Origin of the sequence: Corynebacterium lujinxingii, from assembly GCF_014490555.1 — a bacterium.
GTDB lineage: Bacteria > Actinomycetota > Actinomycetes > Mycobacteriales > Mycobacteriaceae > Corynebacterium > Corynebacterium lujinxingii.
This window is the reverse complement of the sequence record NZ_CP061032.1, coordinates 1,002,655-1,018,553: the sequence shown is the minus strand read 5'-3', so window position 1 is coordinate 1,018,553 and position 15,899 is coordinate 1,002,655. Positions and strand designations below refer to the sequence as shown.

Annotated in this window: 16 protein-coding genes; 5 read left to right on the top strand and 11 right to left on the bottom strand. The window is 66.6% G+C overall.

Features of this window, described 5'->3' with window-relative positions:
- The 4 genes from IAU68_RS05075 to IAU68_RS05060 all read right to left on the bottom strand — a co-directional run bounded on the left by IAU68_RS05075 (position 1) and on the right by IAU68_RS05060 (position 4,296).
- The gene (locus tag IAU68_RS05075; protein ID WP_171193432.1) at positions 1 to 1,320 is read right to left on the bottom strand and encodes an MFS transporter; all 1,320 of its coding nucleotides are present in this window, start codon (positions 1,318 to 1,320) and stop codon (positions 1 to 3) included.
- Positions 1,304 to 2,785, bottom strand: coding sequence for an Asp-tRNA(Asn)/Glu-tRNA(Gln) amidotransferase subunit GatA (gene gatA, locus IAU68_RS05070; protein ID WP_171193433.1), 1,482 nt, complete (start codon positions 2,783 to 2,785; stop codon positions 1,304 to 1,306). The genes IAU68_RS05075 and gatA overlap by 17 nt, the downstream gene beginning before the upstream one ends.
- A 3-nt stretch (positions 2,786 to 2,788) precedes the next feature.
- Positions 2,789 to 3,088 carry an Asp-tRNA(Asn)/Glu-tRNA(Gln) amidotransferase subunit GatC gene (gene gatC / locus IAU68_RS05065; RefSeq protein WP_171193434.1) on the bottom strand — a complete coding sequence of 100 codons (300 nt, stop codon included), beginning with the start codon at positions 3,086 to 3,088 and terminating at the stop codon, positions 2,789 to 2,791.
- A gap of 68 nt (positions 3,089 to 3,156) precedes the next feature.
- The gene (locus IAU68_RS05060) at positions 3,157 to 4,296 is read right to left on the bottom strand and encodes a cytochrome P450 (protein ID WP_171193435.1); all 1,140 of its coding nucleotides are present in this window, start codon (positions 4,294 to 4,296) and stop codon (positions 3,157 to 3,159) included.
- A gap of 82 nt (positions 4,297 to 4,378) precedes the next feature.
- Here IAU68_RS05060 and IAU68_RS05055 point away from each other — a divergent pair, with 82 nt between their 5' ends.
- Entirely contained in the window at positions 4,379 to 5,044 is a 666-nt protein-coding gene (locus tag IAU68_RS05055) for an ACT domain-containing protein (protein ID WP_171193436.1), read from the top strand.
- Between the two features lie 12 nt (positions 5,045 to 5,056).
- Here IAU68_RS05055 and ligA read toward each other — a convergent pair whose 3' ends face one another.
- Complete coding sequence (ligA, locus tag IAU68_RS05050) at positions 5,057 to 7,084, bottom strand: NAD-dependent DNA ligase LigA (RefSeq protein WP_171193437.1); 2,028 nt, start codon at positions 7,082 to 7,084, stop codon at positions 5,057 to 5,059.
- Between the two features lie 58 nt (positions 7,085 to 7,142).
- On the opposite strand from ligA, the gene IAU68_RS05045 reads away from it, so the two are divergent.
- Complete coding sequence (locus tag IAU68_RS05045) at positions 7,143 to 7,817, top strand: 3'-5' exonuclease (protein WP_171193438.1); 675 nt, start codon at positions 7,143 to 7,145, stop codon at positions 7,815 to 7,817.
- Here the strand turns inward: IAU68_RS05045 and IAU68_RS05040 are convergent.
- From IAU68_RS05040 to IAU68_RS11420, 4 genes are all read right to left on the bottom strand, one after another.
- Positions 7,814 to 8,185, bottom strand: coding sequence for a hypothetical protein (locus IAU68_RS05040; protein WP_171193347.1), 372 nt, complete (start codon positions 8,183 to 8,185; stop codon positions 7,814 to 7,816). The genes IAU68_RS05045 and IAU68_RS05040 overlap by 4 nt on opposite strands.
- The gene (locus tag IAU68_RS05035; RefSeq protein WP_171193439.1) at positions 8,182 to 9,036 is read right to left on the bottom strand and encodes a uroporphyrinogen decarboxylase/cobalamine-independent methonine synthase family protein; all 855 of its coding nucleotides are present in this window, start codon (positions 9,034 to 9,036) and stop codon (positions 8,182 to 8,184) included. Before IAU68_RS05035 ends, IAU68_RS05040 begins: the two co-directional genes overlap by 4 nt.
- Complete coding sequence (gene mnmA, locus IAU68_RS05030) at positions 9,033 to 10,112, bottom strand: tRNA 2-thiouridine(34) synthase MnmA (RefSeq protein WP_171193440.1); 1,080 nt, start codon at positions 10,110 to 10,112, stop codon at positions 9,033 to 9,035. Before mnmA ends, IAU68_RS05035 begins: the two co-directional genes overlap by 4 nt.
- Before the next feature lie 115 nt (positions 10,113 to 10,227).
- Positions 10,228 to 10,587, bottom strand: a complete 360-nt coding sequence (locus IAU68_RS11420; protein WP_223111949.1) for a hypothetical protein — start codon at positions 10,585 to 10,587, stop codon at positions 10,228 to 10,230.
- A 39-nt stretch (positions 10,588 to 10,626) separates the two neighbouring features.
- Between IAU68_RS11420 and IAU68_RS05025 the strand changes: the two genes are divergently transcribed.
- Genes IAU68_RS05025 through IAU68_RS05015 form a run of 3 tightly spaced genes read left to right on the top strand, consistent with a single transcriptional unit; the run spans position 10,627 to position 13,703 of the window.
- Complete coding sequence (locus IAU68_RS05025; RefSeq protein WP_202880181.1) at positions 10,627 to 12,573, top strand: heavy metal translocating P-type ATPase; 1,947 nt, start codon at positions 10,627 to 10,629, stop codon at positions 12,571 to 12,573.
- Between the two features lie 35 nt (positions 12,574 to 12,608).
- Entirely contained in the window at positions 12,609 to 12,893 is a 285-nt protein-coding gene (locus tag IAU68_RS05020) for a metal-sensitive transcriptional regulator (RefSeq protein WP_171193442.1), read from the top strand.
- A gap of 21 nt (positions 12,894 to 12,914) precedes the next feature.
- Positions 12,915 to 13,703 (top strand): spermidine synthase, encoded by a 789-nt coding sequence (locus tag IAU68_RS05015; protein WP_171193443.1) that lies wholly within the window; start codon positions 12,915 to 12,917, stop codon positions 13,701 to 13,703.
- On the opposite strand, the gene IAU68_RS05010 is transcribed toward IAU68_RS05015, so the two are convergent.
- Entirely contained in the window at positions 13,700 to 14,749 is a 1,050-nt protein-coding gene (locus IAU68_RS05010) for a glycoside hydrolase family 25 protein (protein ID WP_171193444.1), read from the bottom strand. The genes IAU68_RS05015 and IAU68_RS05010 overlap by 4 nt on opposite strands.
- A gap of 47 nt (positions 14,750 to 14,796) precedes the next feature.
- Positions 14,797 to 15,894: a cysteine desulfurase family protein gene (locus tag IAU68_RS05005; protein ID WP_171193445.1), complete on the bottom strand. Its 1,098-nt coding sequence runs from the start codon at positions 15,892 to 15,894 to the stop codon at positions 14,797 to 14,799.
- Positions 15,895 to 15,899 lie beyond the last annotated feature (5 nt).

Below are 15,899 nucleotides of genomic sequence, written 5' to 3'. Positions count from 1 at the left end.
CTAGCGCGCGGTGCGGTTTCGCGGAGCGATGCTTATCGACGACACCACGCCCACCACCATCGCCACAACCGGAAGCGCCAGCGCTTTGCCGGCAGTGGCATCGATGTCGCCCGAGGCCAACACCACTCCCACAAGCGCGACGCCGAGCACGCTGCCGACCTGGCGGGCAGTGTTGTACAACCCGGAGGCCGCGCCGGTCTCGCGCTCGTCAATGCCGCGCATGGTCACCGCCGCGTTCGGCGCCCACACAAACGCCCCGCCGATGCCGAGCAACGCCGTAACCGCGGTGAACCACCACAGGTTCGCATCCGCCTGGATGAGCACGATGGCGAGCACGAGCGCCGCGGCGGAGACCGCGAACCCGGCCGCGCTGAGCTTGCCCGGGTCGCGGCGGTCCGTCAGGTATCCCGCCACCGGGGTGAGCACGAGCGCGAGGACCGACATCGGCGCGGTGATCAGCCCCGAGGCCGACGGCGAGGCACCGGCGACGGTCTGCAGCCAGTACATCAACGGGATGAACATCGAGGCGACCGTAAAGCCCATCGCCGCTACGCCGATGGTGCCGAGGGCAAACGACCGGTCGCCCATGAGATCAACCGGCAAGAACCCGCCGTCGGTGCCGTTGCGGGCGCTCATCAGCAGCAGGCCCAGCAACAGCGCGCCGAACAGAATCGACGGGAGCTGGCCGAACTGGATGCCGTAGACCAAAAGCCCCAACCCGCCGAACGACAGCAGCACCGGCAGCAGCGTGACCCGCTCCCCCGTTGCCTGCAACCTCGGCAGCGCGACGAGACCGGCGACAAGCGCAGCCGCGCCCACCGCCGCTTGCGCGTAAAACGCCGCACGCCAGCCCTGAGACTGTGCGATCGCGCCGCCGGCCACCGGGCCGATGAGGGATGCCACCGACCCGATGACGCCCCACACCGCGAACGCTCTGCCTTGCTTGTCCTCGGCGAATACGCGCGGGATCAACCCGAACGCCTGCGGCAAAAACACCGCGGCACCGAAACCCTGCAAGCCGCGGGCAACCACCAGCGAGCCGAACGACCACGACGCGCCTGCGAACGCTAGCGCTGCGACATAGATGGCTAAGCCGGTGAGGAACATGCGGCGTTGCCCGAAGGCGTCGCCAAGCTTGCCGGTGGCGGGCATGGGAGCGACGGTGCACAACAGGTACACGCTGGTCAGCCACACTGCGCTGCCGACTTCGTACGGCAGCAACGGGGTGATAACGGGCATGAAGCCCTGGTCGATGAGGACAAGAAAATACCCCGCAGCCAGGGCTGCGAGGGTATTCCAGGGGTTAACGGCCGGCTTCAAAAGCGGCACCCACGCGGTAGAGGCGTGCGTCCTCGAACGCCGGGGCGATCAACTGCAGGCCCACCGGCAGGTTGGTGTCGGAGGCCTCACCTGCCGGAACCGACATGCCGGGCAGACCGGCCAGGTTCAACGGCAGAGTGAACAGGTCGAAGTTGTACATCGCCAGCGGGTCGTCCACCTTGTCGCCCAACTTGAAGGCGGTAGTGGGTGCGGCCGGGGCGGCGATGACGTCGCAGGCCTCGAACGCCTTGGCAAAGTCCTGTGCCACGAGCGTGCGCACGCGCTGCGCCTGCAGGTAGTACGCGTCGTAGTAGCCCACGGACAGCGCGTAAGTGCCCAGGATGATGCGGCGCTTGACCTCGGCGCCGAAGCCTTCGCCGCGGGTGGCGGCCATGACTTCCTCGGCGGAGCGGGTGCCGTCGTCGCCGGCGCGCTGGCCGTAGCGCATGCCGTCGAAGCGTGCGAGGTTCGAGCTCACCTCGGAGGTTTGGATGAGGTAGTACGCACCCATGACGTCCTCGAAGCTCGGGCAGTCGACCTCGACGATCTCCGCGCCCTGGGCCTCGAGCTGCGCGTACGCCTTGTCGATGGCCTCCTTGACACCCTCCTGGGTGCCCGGGCGCTCGAACTGCTTCACACGGCCGATTTTGAGGCCTTTCAGGTCTCCGGATGCGCCTTCGCGTGCGGCGTCGGCAAGCGCCGGCACCTCGCGGTCGACGGAGGTGGCGTCGAACTCGTCGTGGCCACCGATGATCTCGTGCAACAGCGCAGTGTCCAGCACGTTGTTCGCACACGGACCGACCTGGTCAAGTGAGGACGCACACGCGATCACGCCGTAGCGCGACACGCCGCCGTAGGTCGGCTTCACGCCCACGGTGCCGGTGAGCGACGCCGGCTGGCGGATCGAGCCGCCCGTGTCCGTACCGATACCCAGCGGGGCCTCACCGGCGGCGAGCGCCGCTGCGGTGCCGCCGCCGGAACCGCCTGGGACGCGCTCCAGGTCGTGCGGGTTCTTGGTCTGCTTGTACGCGGAGTTCTCCGTCGAAGACCCCATCGCGAACTCGTCCAGGTTCGTCTTGCCCAGAATCGGGATACCGGCGTCGCGCAGTTTTTTAACCACGGTCGCGTCGTACGGGCTCATGTAACCCTCGAGCATCTTCGACGCCGCCGTCGTCGGCGCGTCGGTAGTCACCAGCAGGTCCTTCAGCGCCAGCGGCACACCCGCGAGCGCGGACGCCGGCTTGCCGCCGTTTTTGACCTGCTCGTCGACCTTGTCCGCGGCCGCGAGCGCCTCGTCGGCGCCGACGTGGAGAAAGGCGCCGAGTTCGTCGTCAATCTCCGCGATGCGGTCGAGGAACGCCTGCGTGACCTCGCGGGAGGTGACCTCGCCAGCCTGGATCATGGCCGCCAGTTCGTGGGCAGGCTTAGCGACGAGCCCGTCAGCCGGAATCGTGTACTGCGTCATCGTTTAGTCTCCCTCTCCCAGAATCTGCGGAACCACGAAACGCTCGTCCTCCACGGCCGGCGCCTGGTCGAGCGCCTCAGCCTGGGTGAGCGTCTTCTTCTCCACGTCTTCACGCATACCGGCGTCGATGGAGTGCGGGTGGCTCATCGGGGTCACGCCCTCGGTGTCCACGCCCTGGACCTTCGACACAGCTTCCACGATCGTGTCCAGCTGCTGGGCGATGTCGTCCAGCTCCTCGTCTTTCAGCGCGATTCGCGCGAGGCGTGCGATGCGCGACACTTCGTCGCGTGAAATCTCAGCCACAGTCCCATCCCTTCGTCCATCACGTGGATTGCGATTAACGCGCCTTATCTTACGTCACGGCAATTCGCTTACCCGCGGGCGGTAAGGCGCACCGGCAACGACGCCCAACCACCAACCGGGTGAACCTCACGCTCGCCCTCGCCGGCGCTGGTGACCTCCGCGGCCGCAAGCAGCTCCTCGACGAACGCCTGCAGCTCGACGATCGACAGCGCCTTGCCCGGGCACGCGTGAGGGCCTGCGCCCCACACCAGGTTGTCGCCTGCGTTTGTATCCGGCTCGAAGGCGTCCGGGTTGGAAAACACGTCCGGGTCGCGATTCGCCGCGGTCCAGTGGATGCGGACCCGCTGTCCCTCCGGCAGTTCGTGCCCGCCGAGCGTGACGGGGCACGTGGTCACGCGCCGGTTGCTCACAAACGGCGAATCGGCGCGGAGAATCTCGTCCGCAATCGCAGTGAACTCCTTCTGCGACACGCCGCCAGCGAGACGGTCTTGCAGCTCCGGGTGTCGGATAAGCGCGTCGAGCACCACTCCGATGCAGTAAGCCATTGAGCTCAGATCGCCCGCGGTCCAGTTGCGCAGCACGGACACAATTTCCTCGAACTCTAGACGGCGTCCGAGGCTGTCATCGTGGACGAGCCGCGAGGTGACCGAATCGTCCGGGTTGTCTTGGAGCGGTTCGACAACGGAGCGGATGATGTCGTCGAAGCGCTCCGCGACAGCTGCGGTGCGCTCGAGCTCACCGGACCGGGTGGCCGCGTTGTTGTCCGCCACCCATTCCACGAGGGTGTCGTTGAGCTCAGTCGGCCATCCGAGCCACGCGGTCATCGCCTGAACCGCGTACTGGGCGCCCAAGTCGCCGACGGCGTCGACTTCACCGGTCGACACCGCCTGTTCCGCCAGGTCGCGCGCGATCTTGCGGAACATCGGATCGAGCTGCCCGACCTCCTCCGCAGTGAGGTAACGGTCGATCAACGCACGCATCTCGGTGTGCTTGTCGCCGTCGAGGCCGTTGGGCAACTGCAGAAAACGCGACACACCCGACGAGAACTGCTCGGGGTGTTCCGCCACTTCGCGGGCAAGAGCGTTGCCCGTGACGACGACCTCCTTGCCGTCTCGGGCCAACTTCGCGTCGTCGCGAAGCAACGCGTCCCCTACAGCGCGGGGTTCGGCTCCAGCGAGTGTAGTCTGCGGGATTTCGGTGCGGCTCATGGTGCTCCTCCTCAGTTGGAAACTTGTTGTGTTTTCGACCGTACACCCGCTTCCGATGTACCAAATTGCTATAAATAAGGCCATGTCGTACCTCATCCGCGTATCTCTCCCCGACGTCCCGGGCAGCCTCGGCCAGCTTGCCGAGGCCTTCGGCATCGTGGATGCCGACATCAACTCCGTGGACATCGTCGAGACCTCCCACGACGGCACCGTCACCGACGACATCGTGGTCACGCTGCCGACCGGCATCATGGTGGACACGTTGATCACCGCCGTGGCCTCCGTCGACGGCGCGGAGGTGGATTCCATCCGCCCGTTCACCGGGCGTGTGGACCGTCGCGGGCAGATCCAGATGCTCGCCCAGATCGCGGCGCACTCCGGCAAGCAGGGCGAAACGCTCACTGAACTCGTGCGCGTCATGCCCAGCGCGGTGACCTCGTCGTGGGCGGTGGTGCTGCGCACCCTGGAAACCGGCCTTGAGCGCGTGGCGGCCTCCCCCGCCGCGCCCGAGGACGACGGCTCGAACCCCCAAATGCCGGACATCGACGGCGCACGCATCTTGCAGCCCGACTTCGACGAATGGGTGCCGGAGTCTTGGTACCAGTTGGGCACCGCGCTCACGGTCACTCCGCTGCACGGCACCGACCTTGTGCTGGTCATCGGCCGTGTCGGCGGGCCGGACTTTTTGGCGTCGGAGGTACGCGAGATCGGCGACCTCGGTTGCATCGTCGGCGCGATGCTGCGTTAGCAGCCCAGCAAGTTAGGCAAGCGCGTCTGGGCCGCCCTCGAGCAGCTGCACAAACTGCGCTTCGTTGAGGATCGGCCGACCCAGTTCCTCCGCCTTGGTGGCCTTGGAGCCGGCGTTTTCGCCCACCACCACGTAGTCGGTTTTCTTCGACACCGAGCCCGCCGCCTTGCCGCCGCGCGACAGGATGGCCTCCTTGATCTCGTCGCGGGTGAAGCCCTCGAGCGTGCCCGTGGCGACGATGGTCAGCCCCTCCAGCGTTTGCGGCGCGCGATCCTCCTCGCTCGATTCCATGGTCACACCGGCGGCCGCCCAGCTATCGACGATCGCCCGGTGCCAATCCACCGTGAACCAATCCTTGAAGCTCTCGGCGATGATCTGGCCGACGCCGTCGGTTTCGGCGAGATCGGCCACGGGGGCGTCGATAAGCGCCTGCACCGAGTGGAAGCGCGAGGCGAGCGCTCGCGCGGCGGTCGGGCCGACGTGGCGGATCGACAGGCCCGTGAGCACACGCCACAGGTCGGCGTCCTTCGCGGTCTCCAGGTTGGCGAGCAACTTCTTACCGGCGGCGTTGACCTGGCCGTCCTTGCGGGTGTACACGCTGGATTTCTTCAGGTCGTCTTCGGTGAGGTCAAACAGCGCGGCTTCGTCGACAAGCACACCCGAGGCGATGAGATCCTGCGCGCCCTTCTCACCGAGCGCCTCGATGTCGAACACGCCGCGTGAAGCGATGTACTCGAGCCTGGCCGACAGTTGCGCCGGGCACGAGCGGGTGTTCGGGCAGCGCCAATCCGCGTCGCCCTCCTTCGCGGGGGCGAGTTTGGTGCCGCAGACGGGGCAGTTTTCGGGGTAGACGAACTCGCGCTCGGTGCCGTCGCGAAGATCCGCGACCGGGCCCAACACCTCCGGGATGATCTCTCCGGCCTTGCGCACCACGACGGTGTCGCCGATCATCACACCCTTGCGTTCGACCTCATGCTGGTTGTGCAGCGTGGCCATGGACACCGTGGAGCCGGAGACGAACACCGGCTCGAGCACCGCGAACGGGGTCGCACGTCCCGTGCGTCCGACGGAGACCTCGATGTCGTTGAGTTTCGTCGTCACTTCCTGCGGCGGATACTTGTACGCGATGGCCCAGCGCGGCGCGCGTGAGGTGGCGCCGAGTTGGCGCTGCTCGGAGACGCTATCGACCTTGACCACAAGCCCGTCCATCTCATGGATCGCATCGTTGCGGTGCTCGCCCCAGTAGTTGACGGCCTCGATCACCTCGTCGGCGGTCTCGGCCCGGCGCGTGTACTCGGAGACCGGCAGCCCCCACTCGGCGAGCTTCTCGTAAGCCTCGTGCTGGGTTTTCGGGGTGAAGCCCTCGCGCGCGCCGATGCCATGGCAGATCATGCGCAGTTTGCGCTTTTTCACGTCCTCCGGGTTCTTCTGGCGCAAGCCGCCGGCGGCGGTGTTGCGCGGGTTGGCGAACGGTTTGCCGCCTTCTTGTTGGCGCAGCTCGTTGAGTTCCGGGAAGTCCTCGGGACGGATGAACACCTCGCCGCGGACCTCGAGGAACGCGGGCGCGTCGCCGGTGAGCCGGTGCGGGATGTCCTCGATCACGCGCGCGTTGGCGGTGATGTCCTCGCCAGTGGTGCCGTCGCCACGCGTGGCCGCGCGGGTGAGTTCGCCGTTTTCGTAGACCAGGTCGATGGATAGCCCATCGATCTTCAGTTCTGTCAGGTACGGTCCCGGCGCCTTGACGAGCCACTCGCGCATCTCGTCTTCGTTAAAAACGTTGTCCAGGCTCATCATGCGCTCGGGGTGGCGCACGTCCGCGAACGCGGTGTCGGTGGCGGGCGCGCCAACCTGCTTCGTCGGCGAGTCCGGCACGGCTAACTCCGGGTGGTCCTCCTCCAGTTGTTGGAGGCGGCGGAACAGCTCGTCGAACTCGCCGTCAGTGATGACCGGCTGGCCGTTGTAATACAGGTCGCGGTGCTTGCGTACCTCGGCGGCCAGTTCGTCCCATTCGCGGTGCAGATCAGCGGAAATTTCACTCACGGCAGCCGAGCTTAGCGTTCAGCCGTCGTGTGTCGGCGGGCTAGTTACAATGACCCGCATGGCCACATTCGACGCCTCCCGCATGCTCTCCTTCGACCTGGAGACCACCTCCGCCAACCCGCGCGAGGCCCGTGTGGTCACCTCGGCGCTTGTGCGTATCGACGACGGCGTGGTCGACGCCAACGAGACCCTCGCCGACCCGGGTGTGGAGATCCCGGAGGCCGCCGCGAAGGTCCACGGCATCACCACCGAGAAGGCGCGCGCGGAGGGCCGCGACCACGACGAGGTGGTGCGCAAGACCGTCGAGGCGATCAAGAAGGGCTGGGAGGACGGCCTGACCCTCGTCGTGTTCAACGCCCCCTACGACCTGACCGTGCTGCGCAACTTGACCGGCGATTTCACCGTCACCGGCCCGGTGTTCGACCCGCTGCTCATCGACCGGGCGAAGGACCGCTACCGCAAAGGCCCGCGCAACCTGACCGCGATGTGCGAGCACTACGGGGTGCGCATCGACAACGCGCACGAGGCCACCGCCGACGCGTTCGCGGCCGCGCGTGTGGCGTGGGTGCAGGTGCGCAAGGCGTACCCGGATCTCGCGCAGATGGACGCGGGCGATCTCATGGAGTACCAGGCCGTGGAGTACTTCCACATGCAAAACGACCGGAAGAAGTACTTCGAGGCCAACGGGCGCGACGCGTCGAACGTGCTGCCCGGCTGGCCGATGCTGGGCTAAAGCGCAGCTTGCAGCTTCTCGACGAACGCACGCAGCCCCTCGTCATCCCCACCCGATTCCAACGCGTGGGTCTCCCCAGATGAAGTGCGCACCACCATCGCGCCGCCCTCGCTGAACTCCACGGTGTCGATGCTGCCGACGTCAAGTTCGGTCTCGGATTGCTCGTCCGCCATCCGCAGCGTCTCGCCGTCAAACGACGCCTCGTATTCCTCATTCGTGGAAAAGACGATGAAGAACAACACCCCAAACGCCACGCCGAGGACGAGATCGTCCATCAACAACCCAAAGACGACGAAAAACATCGCTCCGAAGGTCGCCCCCATTGCGTAGTTGGTGGTTTCTTTCACCCACTCCAGCGTATTGGTCATACCTCTACTGTAAGTTCTTGGTGCATCTCGCGCGCGTTGCGAAGATTTTCCGCGTATCCCAGCAGCGCATCGGCGGCCTTGGCGTACACATCGATGGGGGTAGCAGCCGGGTCGATCTGGATCTCATCGAACACCCGATACAGTTCGCGCGGTTGCATCGTCGGGATCGCGATGCGGGTGTCCTGGTCGAGCAGCTTCGCCAACGCGTCGCGGTTGCAGGTGCGGGGATCGCAGGTCAGCCACGGGGTGTCGTCGATAAGCACAGGCGTGTTCAGCAGATGCTCACCGAAGCGGGTAAGCGTTTCCTGCGGCTCCGGGATGGCGGCGATGGTTTCGTAATCGGTCGCGCCCCTGAGGGTGCCGCGGGTGACGTCGCCGAGGCGCGGCTCGTCGAGTTGCAGCACCGCAGTGCCGAAGCGCGTTTCGACGTCGCGCACGTGGTCCGCACTCGCCTGCAGGAGCGCGTCGGTGATATCGCGCAACGCGCCGGGGTCGGTGATCATGCGGTGGCCGTTGGGCATCTCCACCTCGGCGGCAAGCGTGAACGGGCCGGCGAGCTGGACTTTGACGGCGTCCGTCTTGCCGTGCCAGAGGGCTTCGAGGTGGTCGAGGTCGCGGGCCATGCGGTCGGCGTCTGCACGCTTGCGGGCGGCCACGCGCCAGCCGCGCGGGCCAGGAGCGATCGGGATCTCGAGCAGCGCGGCGGTGCGGCCGACGAGATCGAAGCCGGCACCGCGGTCCGGCAGTTGCGGGATGTGCGGCAGTGGCGACTCCGAGAGCACTACGTCCGCGGCGGCTGCGAGATCTGTGCCGGGAAGCGGGCCGAGCCCGAAGGCGGTCGGCCCGATCATGCCGTCGCGCAGATGGTGCCGGAGCCGAGCACGATGTCGCCCTGGCCGTCCGGGTCCGGCAGGTAGAGCACGGCGGCCTGGCCGCGGGCCACGCCCTCGAGGGGCTGGTGGAGGGTAAGTGTCATGCGGTCGTCGTCGATACGCGCGGTGCAGGCTACTACCCCGCCGTGGGCGCGGATCTGCACGTTGGCCTCGAACTCGCCTTGCATCGCCGGGTGGAGGACTTTGAGGCGGTCCGCGGTGATCTCGTTGACCTTCAGCGCCTCGCGCGGGCCAACGGTCACGGTGCCGGTGGCGGTGTCCACGTCCGTGACGTAACGCGGCTTGCCGTCGGCGGCCGGCCTGCGGATGTTCAGACCCTTGCGCTGGCCGATCGTGTACTGGAACGCCCCGTCGTGATCGGTGAGCTCGTTGCCCTCGGTGTCCTTGATCATGCCGGGACGCATGCCGATGGAGCGGCCCAGAAACGCCTGGGTGTTGCCGTCGGGGATGAAACAGATGTCGTAGGAGTCCGGCTTGGACGCGGTGGCGAAGCCGTGGCGGGCGGCCTCCTCGCGGATCTGCGGCTTTTCCGTGTCGCCGACCGGGAAAATGCAGCGATCCAGCTCGTCGCGGGTGAGCACACCGAGGACGTACGACTGGTCCTTCTTTGGGTCGGTGGAGCGGCGGAGGTTGCCGGCGTCGTCGATGATCGCGTAGTGCCCGGTGGCGATCGCGTCGAAGCCGAGCGTGACCGCGCGGTCCAAAAGTGCCGCGAACTTGATTTTTTCGTTGCAACGCAGGCACGGATTCGGGGTCTCGCCGTGTTCGTAGGACCAGACGAAGTTGTCGATGACCTCTTCTTTGAACCGGTCCGAAAAATCCCACACGTAAAACGGGATGCCGAGTTTGTCGCACACGCGGCGCGCATCGGCGGAGTCCTCGAGCGAGCAGCACCCGCGGGCGGACTCGCGCGTCTGCTGCGCGTCCTTGCTCAACGCGAGGTGCACGCCGACGACATCGTGGCCGGCCTCCACCAGGCGCGCAGCAGCGACAGATGAATCAACTCCGCCGCTCATGGCCGCTAATACTCGCATGTCGCGGGAGTGTAGTCCCGCGAGCACGAAAGGCGAAACGTCCGGCTGCGCGCATGGAGACAGTCTCCTGGACATATACCCCTATGGGGTATTAGTCTAGGAGACGGGCGCCGTGCTAGGCCCCCAGCACGGCCGAACCGATCACAACCATGAATTGCAACGAAAGGACAGAACCATGAACGACAGGCACGCCCACTCCGACACCGGACCCGGTGGGCACGCCAGCCATCATGAGCATGACGCTCACGAGGCCCATGCAGGACACGGTGGTCACGACCACGCAGGACACGGTGGTCACGACCACGCAGGACACGGTGGTCACGACCACGCAGGACACGGTGGTCACGACCACGCAGGACACGGTGGTCACGACCACGCAGGACACGGTGGTCACGACCACGCAGGACACGGTGGTCACGACCACGCAGGACACGGTGGTCACGACCACGCAGGACACGGTGGTCACGGTGGTCACGGTGATCACGTTGCCCAGTTCCGCAGACTCTTCTGGATCATGCTGGTTCTCGCGATCCCGGTCGTCGGATTTAACGAAACCTTCGCCCATCTCATCGGCTACCAGCTGCCTGACGCGGAATGGGTCCGGTGGATCTCGCCGCTTTTGGGCACGGTCATTTACTTCTGGGGAGGTCGCCCATTCTTGACCGGGGCGGTCTCAGAGATCCGCTCCCGCAAACCCGGCATGATGCTGCTGATCGCGCTCGCGATCACGGTCGCCTTCGTCTCCTCTTGGGGTGCGAGCCTGAACTTGCTAGACAGCGGGCTGAATTTCTGGTGGGAACTGGCGCTGCTGGTGGTCATCATGCTGCTGGGGCACTGGATCGAGATGCGCTCCCTCGCCCAGACCACCTCGGCCCTGGACTCGCTCGCCGCTCTTCTGCCCGACGAGGCCGAAAAGATCGACGGCGACGAAGTTGTAAAGGTCACCCCGGCGGATCTTGAGGTCGGCGATGTCGTGATCGTGCGGCCCGGCGCGTCCGTACCTGCCGACGGCACAATCGTCGACGGCAGCGCCAGCATGGACGAGTCGATGGTCACCGGTGAGTCGAAAACGGTGCGCCGCGGTGAAGGAGAGCAGGTGGTCGCTGGCACCATCGCGACAGACTCGGGTCTGCGCATCGAGGTCACGGCCACGGGTGGCGACACCGCGCTGGCCGGCATTCAAAAGCTCGTCACCGATGCGCAGGAATCGTCGTCACGCGCGCAACGTCTCGCGGACAAGGCTGCTGCCTGGCTGTTCTGGTTCACCCTCGGCGCTGCCATTCTGACCGCCGTGGTCTGGACCGTCGTCGGCATGCCAAACGACGCCGTGGTGCGCACTATCACGGTGCTCGTCATCGCCTGCCCCCACGCCCTAGGCCTTGCGATCCCGCTGGTCGTCTCGATTGCGACCGAGCGCGCCGCCCGCGGCGGGGTGCTGATCAAGGATCGGCTCGCACTTGAATCCATGCGCACCGTCGACGCAGTACTGTTCGACAAGACCGGCACTCTCACCAAGGGCGAACCCACCGTCACCGCGATCGACACCGCCGGCGGGCGTGATAAAGAAGACGTGCTTGCCCTTGCGGCGGCCGCCGAGGCAGACAGCGAGCACCCGCTCGCACGCGCCATCACCGGGGCTGCTCAGACCCGTGGCGTAGCCGTCCCGCAGGCAATCGACTTTTCTTCGTCCCCAGCAGTGGGCGTGAAGGCAACTGTTGACGGTGAGGTAATCGAGGTCGGTGGCCCCTACCTGCTGGAGAAGCATTCCGCCGAAGAGCTCCCCATCGCAGACGAGTGGCGAAAGGAGGGCGCGATCATTCTCCACGTCCTCGCTGACGGCGAAGTGATCGGAGCACTCCGGCTTGCCGACGAGATCCGTCCCGAGTCCCGCGACGCCGTCGACGCGCTGCACTCTGCGGGCGCCCAAGTCGTCATGATCACCGGCGATGCGCAGGCCGTCGCGGACACCGTGGCCAAGGACCTGGGCATTGACCGGGTCTTCGCAGGCGTGCGTCCCGAGCACAAGGCCGCGAAGGTCAAGGAACTGCAAGCCGAGGGACACAAGGTCGCCATGGTCGGCGACGGCGTCAACGACGCCCCCGCGCTGGCCCAGGCCGATGTCGGCCTCGCGATCGGTGCTGGCACAGACGTGGCCATCGGCTCGGCGGGTGTCGTCCTGGCAAGCTCCGACCCGCGGTCGGTGCTTTCGGTCATCGAGCTCTCCCGTGCGTCCTACCGGAAGATGAAGCAGAACCTGTGGTGGGCGGCCGGCTACAACCTGGTGTCCGTTCCGCTGGCTGCCGGTATCCTCGCCCCAATCGGGTTCGTGATGCCGATGAGCGTCGGCGCCATCCTGATGTCGGCCTCAACCGTCGTCGTCGCCCTCAATGCGCAGCTGCTCCGCCGCCTCGACCTCACCCCGCAGAGCAGCACCGACCGGATCCTTGACCGGTCCAAGTAGACCGGTACCGTCCACACCAAACAAGGAGACCCATCATGAACGACCATGGCTACATCAGCGAGAAAGACCGCTACCTCGCTCGGCTCAAACGTATCGAGGGGCAGACCCGTGGCATCCACCGCATGATCGACGAAAACGCCTACTGCATCGACATCCTCACCCAGATCAGCGCCGTCAACGCAGCGCTGAAGGGCGTAGCGCTGGGCTTGCTGGACGATCACTTGGAGCACTGCGTCGCCAATGCCATCAACGACGGGCAAGAAGCCGAGGACAAGATCAAAGAGGCGTCTGCCGCTATCGCGCGGCTGGTGAAGTCCTAGGCTCTAGTACCCTCACCTGCCATGGTCGCCAAAAGTGAGTTTCACGAGATCGACACCGGTGTCGCCGAGGTGCTCCACGAGCCCGACGGCTCGATGGTGCTGCTCGTCAACGGGGTGCCCAGTTCGCACATCGTGCCGGGTGATCCCGAGCGCCTCGACTTCGAGTACATGCGCTGGATTGCGGATTTTCTGGACACCCACTACCCGGACGAGGCGAAATCGAAGTCGCGGATAACGCACCTTGGCGGCGGGGCGTGCACGTTGGCGCGCTACTTCGCCAGTAAGTGGAAGGGCTCGCGCAGTACGGTCGTGGAGATCGACAGCGATCTCGCCGTGCTCGCGCGCGAACTGTTCGACATCCCCCGGGCGCCGACGGTGAAGATCCGCGTCGGCGACGCGCGCGAGGTCACCGCCTCGTTCAAACCCGCCACACGCGACGTGATTATCCGCGACGTGTTCTCCTCGGCCACCACCCCGCGGAATCTGACGACGGTGGAGTTTTATGCGGCGGCGCGGTCGTCGCTAAGCGAGCGCGGCTTCTACATTGCCAACTGCGGCTCACACGCGAACCTGAAGGAGGCGAAGGAGGAGATCGCGGGCATGCTGGAGGTGTTTCCGCACGTCGCGGCGATCGCGGACCCGCCGATGTTCAAAGGCCGCCGGTACGGAAACATCGTGCTTATCGGCGCGAACCGCCCCATCGAGGCGGGCGACGTACTCACCCGCGAGTTGCTCAAAGGCGGGGTACCCGCGCAGTTCAAGGGCGAGACGTGGGCGCGTCGCTTTGCGACGACCCCACGCCGCGACTAAGCAGCCTTCAGCGCGTTATCCAGCAAGATGAGCAGGTCGCCGACCTGATAGTCGCCGACCATCATGTTGCGTAGATCGTCGATCGGCAGCTCGCCTTGCGCCGCGAGTTGCTTGACCAGGTTCGCGATGTTGTTCGCATCGGTGATGTCGAAGCCGGCGAGGCGGGCGGCGTCGATAAGCTGCTGCGCGCCGAACCCGCCGGCAGCGAGCGCAAGGATGGCCACGACGAGCTTGGTGCTGTCCTGCTCGAGAACCTTCAACTCGCCGGAATCCGGTGCCTGGAACGCCTCGAGTACGCCGCCGCCGGCGCGCAGGTTGCCCGCGGCGAACTGGTTCAACTGGCCGGAGGTGCCGTTGTAGATGTTCATGTCCACCGGCGTGTTGATACCCACGACCCGGCCCGAGTCGCTGCGCTGCCAAAACGACAGCTTGTCCCACCCGCCGACCGGGGCCGGCGGCTGATTCTGGTAGGCGGCGAGCCACAGCGGGTACGAGGTGAACGCGGAGGTGTTGCTCATGCGCTCGTACCAGAAGTAGCGGTACGTGTAGAGCATCGGGCGCTTGCCAGTCTGCGCCTCGACCTCGGATAAGAAGCGCTGCGTCCACGCCGCGAGCTGGACGGGGCCGAGCCCTTCGTCGACCTCGAGGTCGAGCACCGGCGGCAGCTGCGTGGCCGGGCCCTGGTTGACCACGGAGGCGAAGTAGCGCGCCTGTGTCACCGGGTCCTCGGCGGGGCGGGCGTAGTGGTAGGCGCCGACCTTCAGCCCGGCGTCGGTGGCGGCCTTGGCGTCCTCGTCGTAGAAGACGTTCTTCCAGCCCTCACCCTCGGACGCCTTCACAAACGCGAAGTCCTGCCCGCCGATCGTGCCCACGGAGCGCCAGTCGATGGCGGCGCCGCCCGGTCGCTGGTGGCCCGCGACGTCGACACCGGAGACCACGCCGGGGATCGATTGCGCATCGGCTTCACCCAGCGGGGTCACGGTCGTGGCGACGAGCAAAGCGGCCGCCGCGGCGGCTGCGGAACGGATACGGCGAGTCATCTGCATGCGGGCAACACTAGTGCACCCAATTCACACAAGTCACACGCGACACGCTAGAGCGCGCCGGCCGCACGCGCCCGCTCCACCACCTCGGGGATGGCGGCGAGGAACTGCTCCACGTCCGCTTTCGTGTTGGTGCGCCCCACCGTGACACGCAGCGCGCCCATCGCCTCGCGCTCGTCGAACCCCATCGCCTCGAGCACGTGGCTCATGCGCACCACCCCGCTCGCGCACGCCGACCCGGCGGAGACCTCGATGCCGTGCGTGTCCAGCAGCATGATCAGCGCGTCCGCGTTCGCGCCGGGGAACAAAAAGTGTGCGTGCCCCGGCAGCGCGGGCGCTTGCGTGACGACGACCACCCCATCCACCCGCTCCCGCACCCCGTCAATGAGCATGTCGCGAAGTGTTTCAATCTGCGCGGTCTCGGCCACCGCCTCCTCGAGGGCTGCGGCGGTCGCGGCGGCCGAGGCGACATCGACGGTGCCAGAGCGGATCCCGCGCTCTTGCCCGCCGCCCAAGATGACCGGCTGCGGCGCCGGCGACCGCTTCGCCAGCAAGATGCCACTGCCGCGCGGACCGCCGAACTTGTGCGCGCTGGCCGCCAATGTGGTCGCCCCGAGGGCGTGGAAGTCGACCGGGACATGGCCGACGGCCTGCACCGCGTCGACGTGGACTGGTGTACCCGCCGCGCTGGCGCGTTCCACCACCTCGGCCACCGGCTGGATCGCGCCGGTTTCGTTGTTCGCCCACATCACCGCCGCCACCGCCGCCGGGGTGTCCAGCAGCGCCAGATCGCTCACATGCCCGTCGCGGCCCACCGGCAGCCACTCAGTCTGGCCTAGCGACTTGACCACCTCGAGCACGGCCGGGTGCTCGATCGGCGTGGCGACGACCCGGTCCAGCTCCGAGGCCTCAAACAGCCCCCGCACGCCGATGTTGTTCGCCTCGGTGCCGGATCCGGTGAACACCACCTCCACGGGGTCGGCGCCTAAGACGGCGGCGATGCGCTCGCGGGCGTCGGCAAGCACTGCGTTCGCGCGGCGCCCGGCGGCATGTTGGCTGCCGGCGTTGAGCGCGCCGGCGTGTTCCACCCACGCGTCGATCGCGCTTAGGCGCATGGGGGTTGTGGCGGCGTGATCGAAATAGACCATGCCTG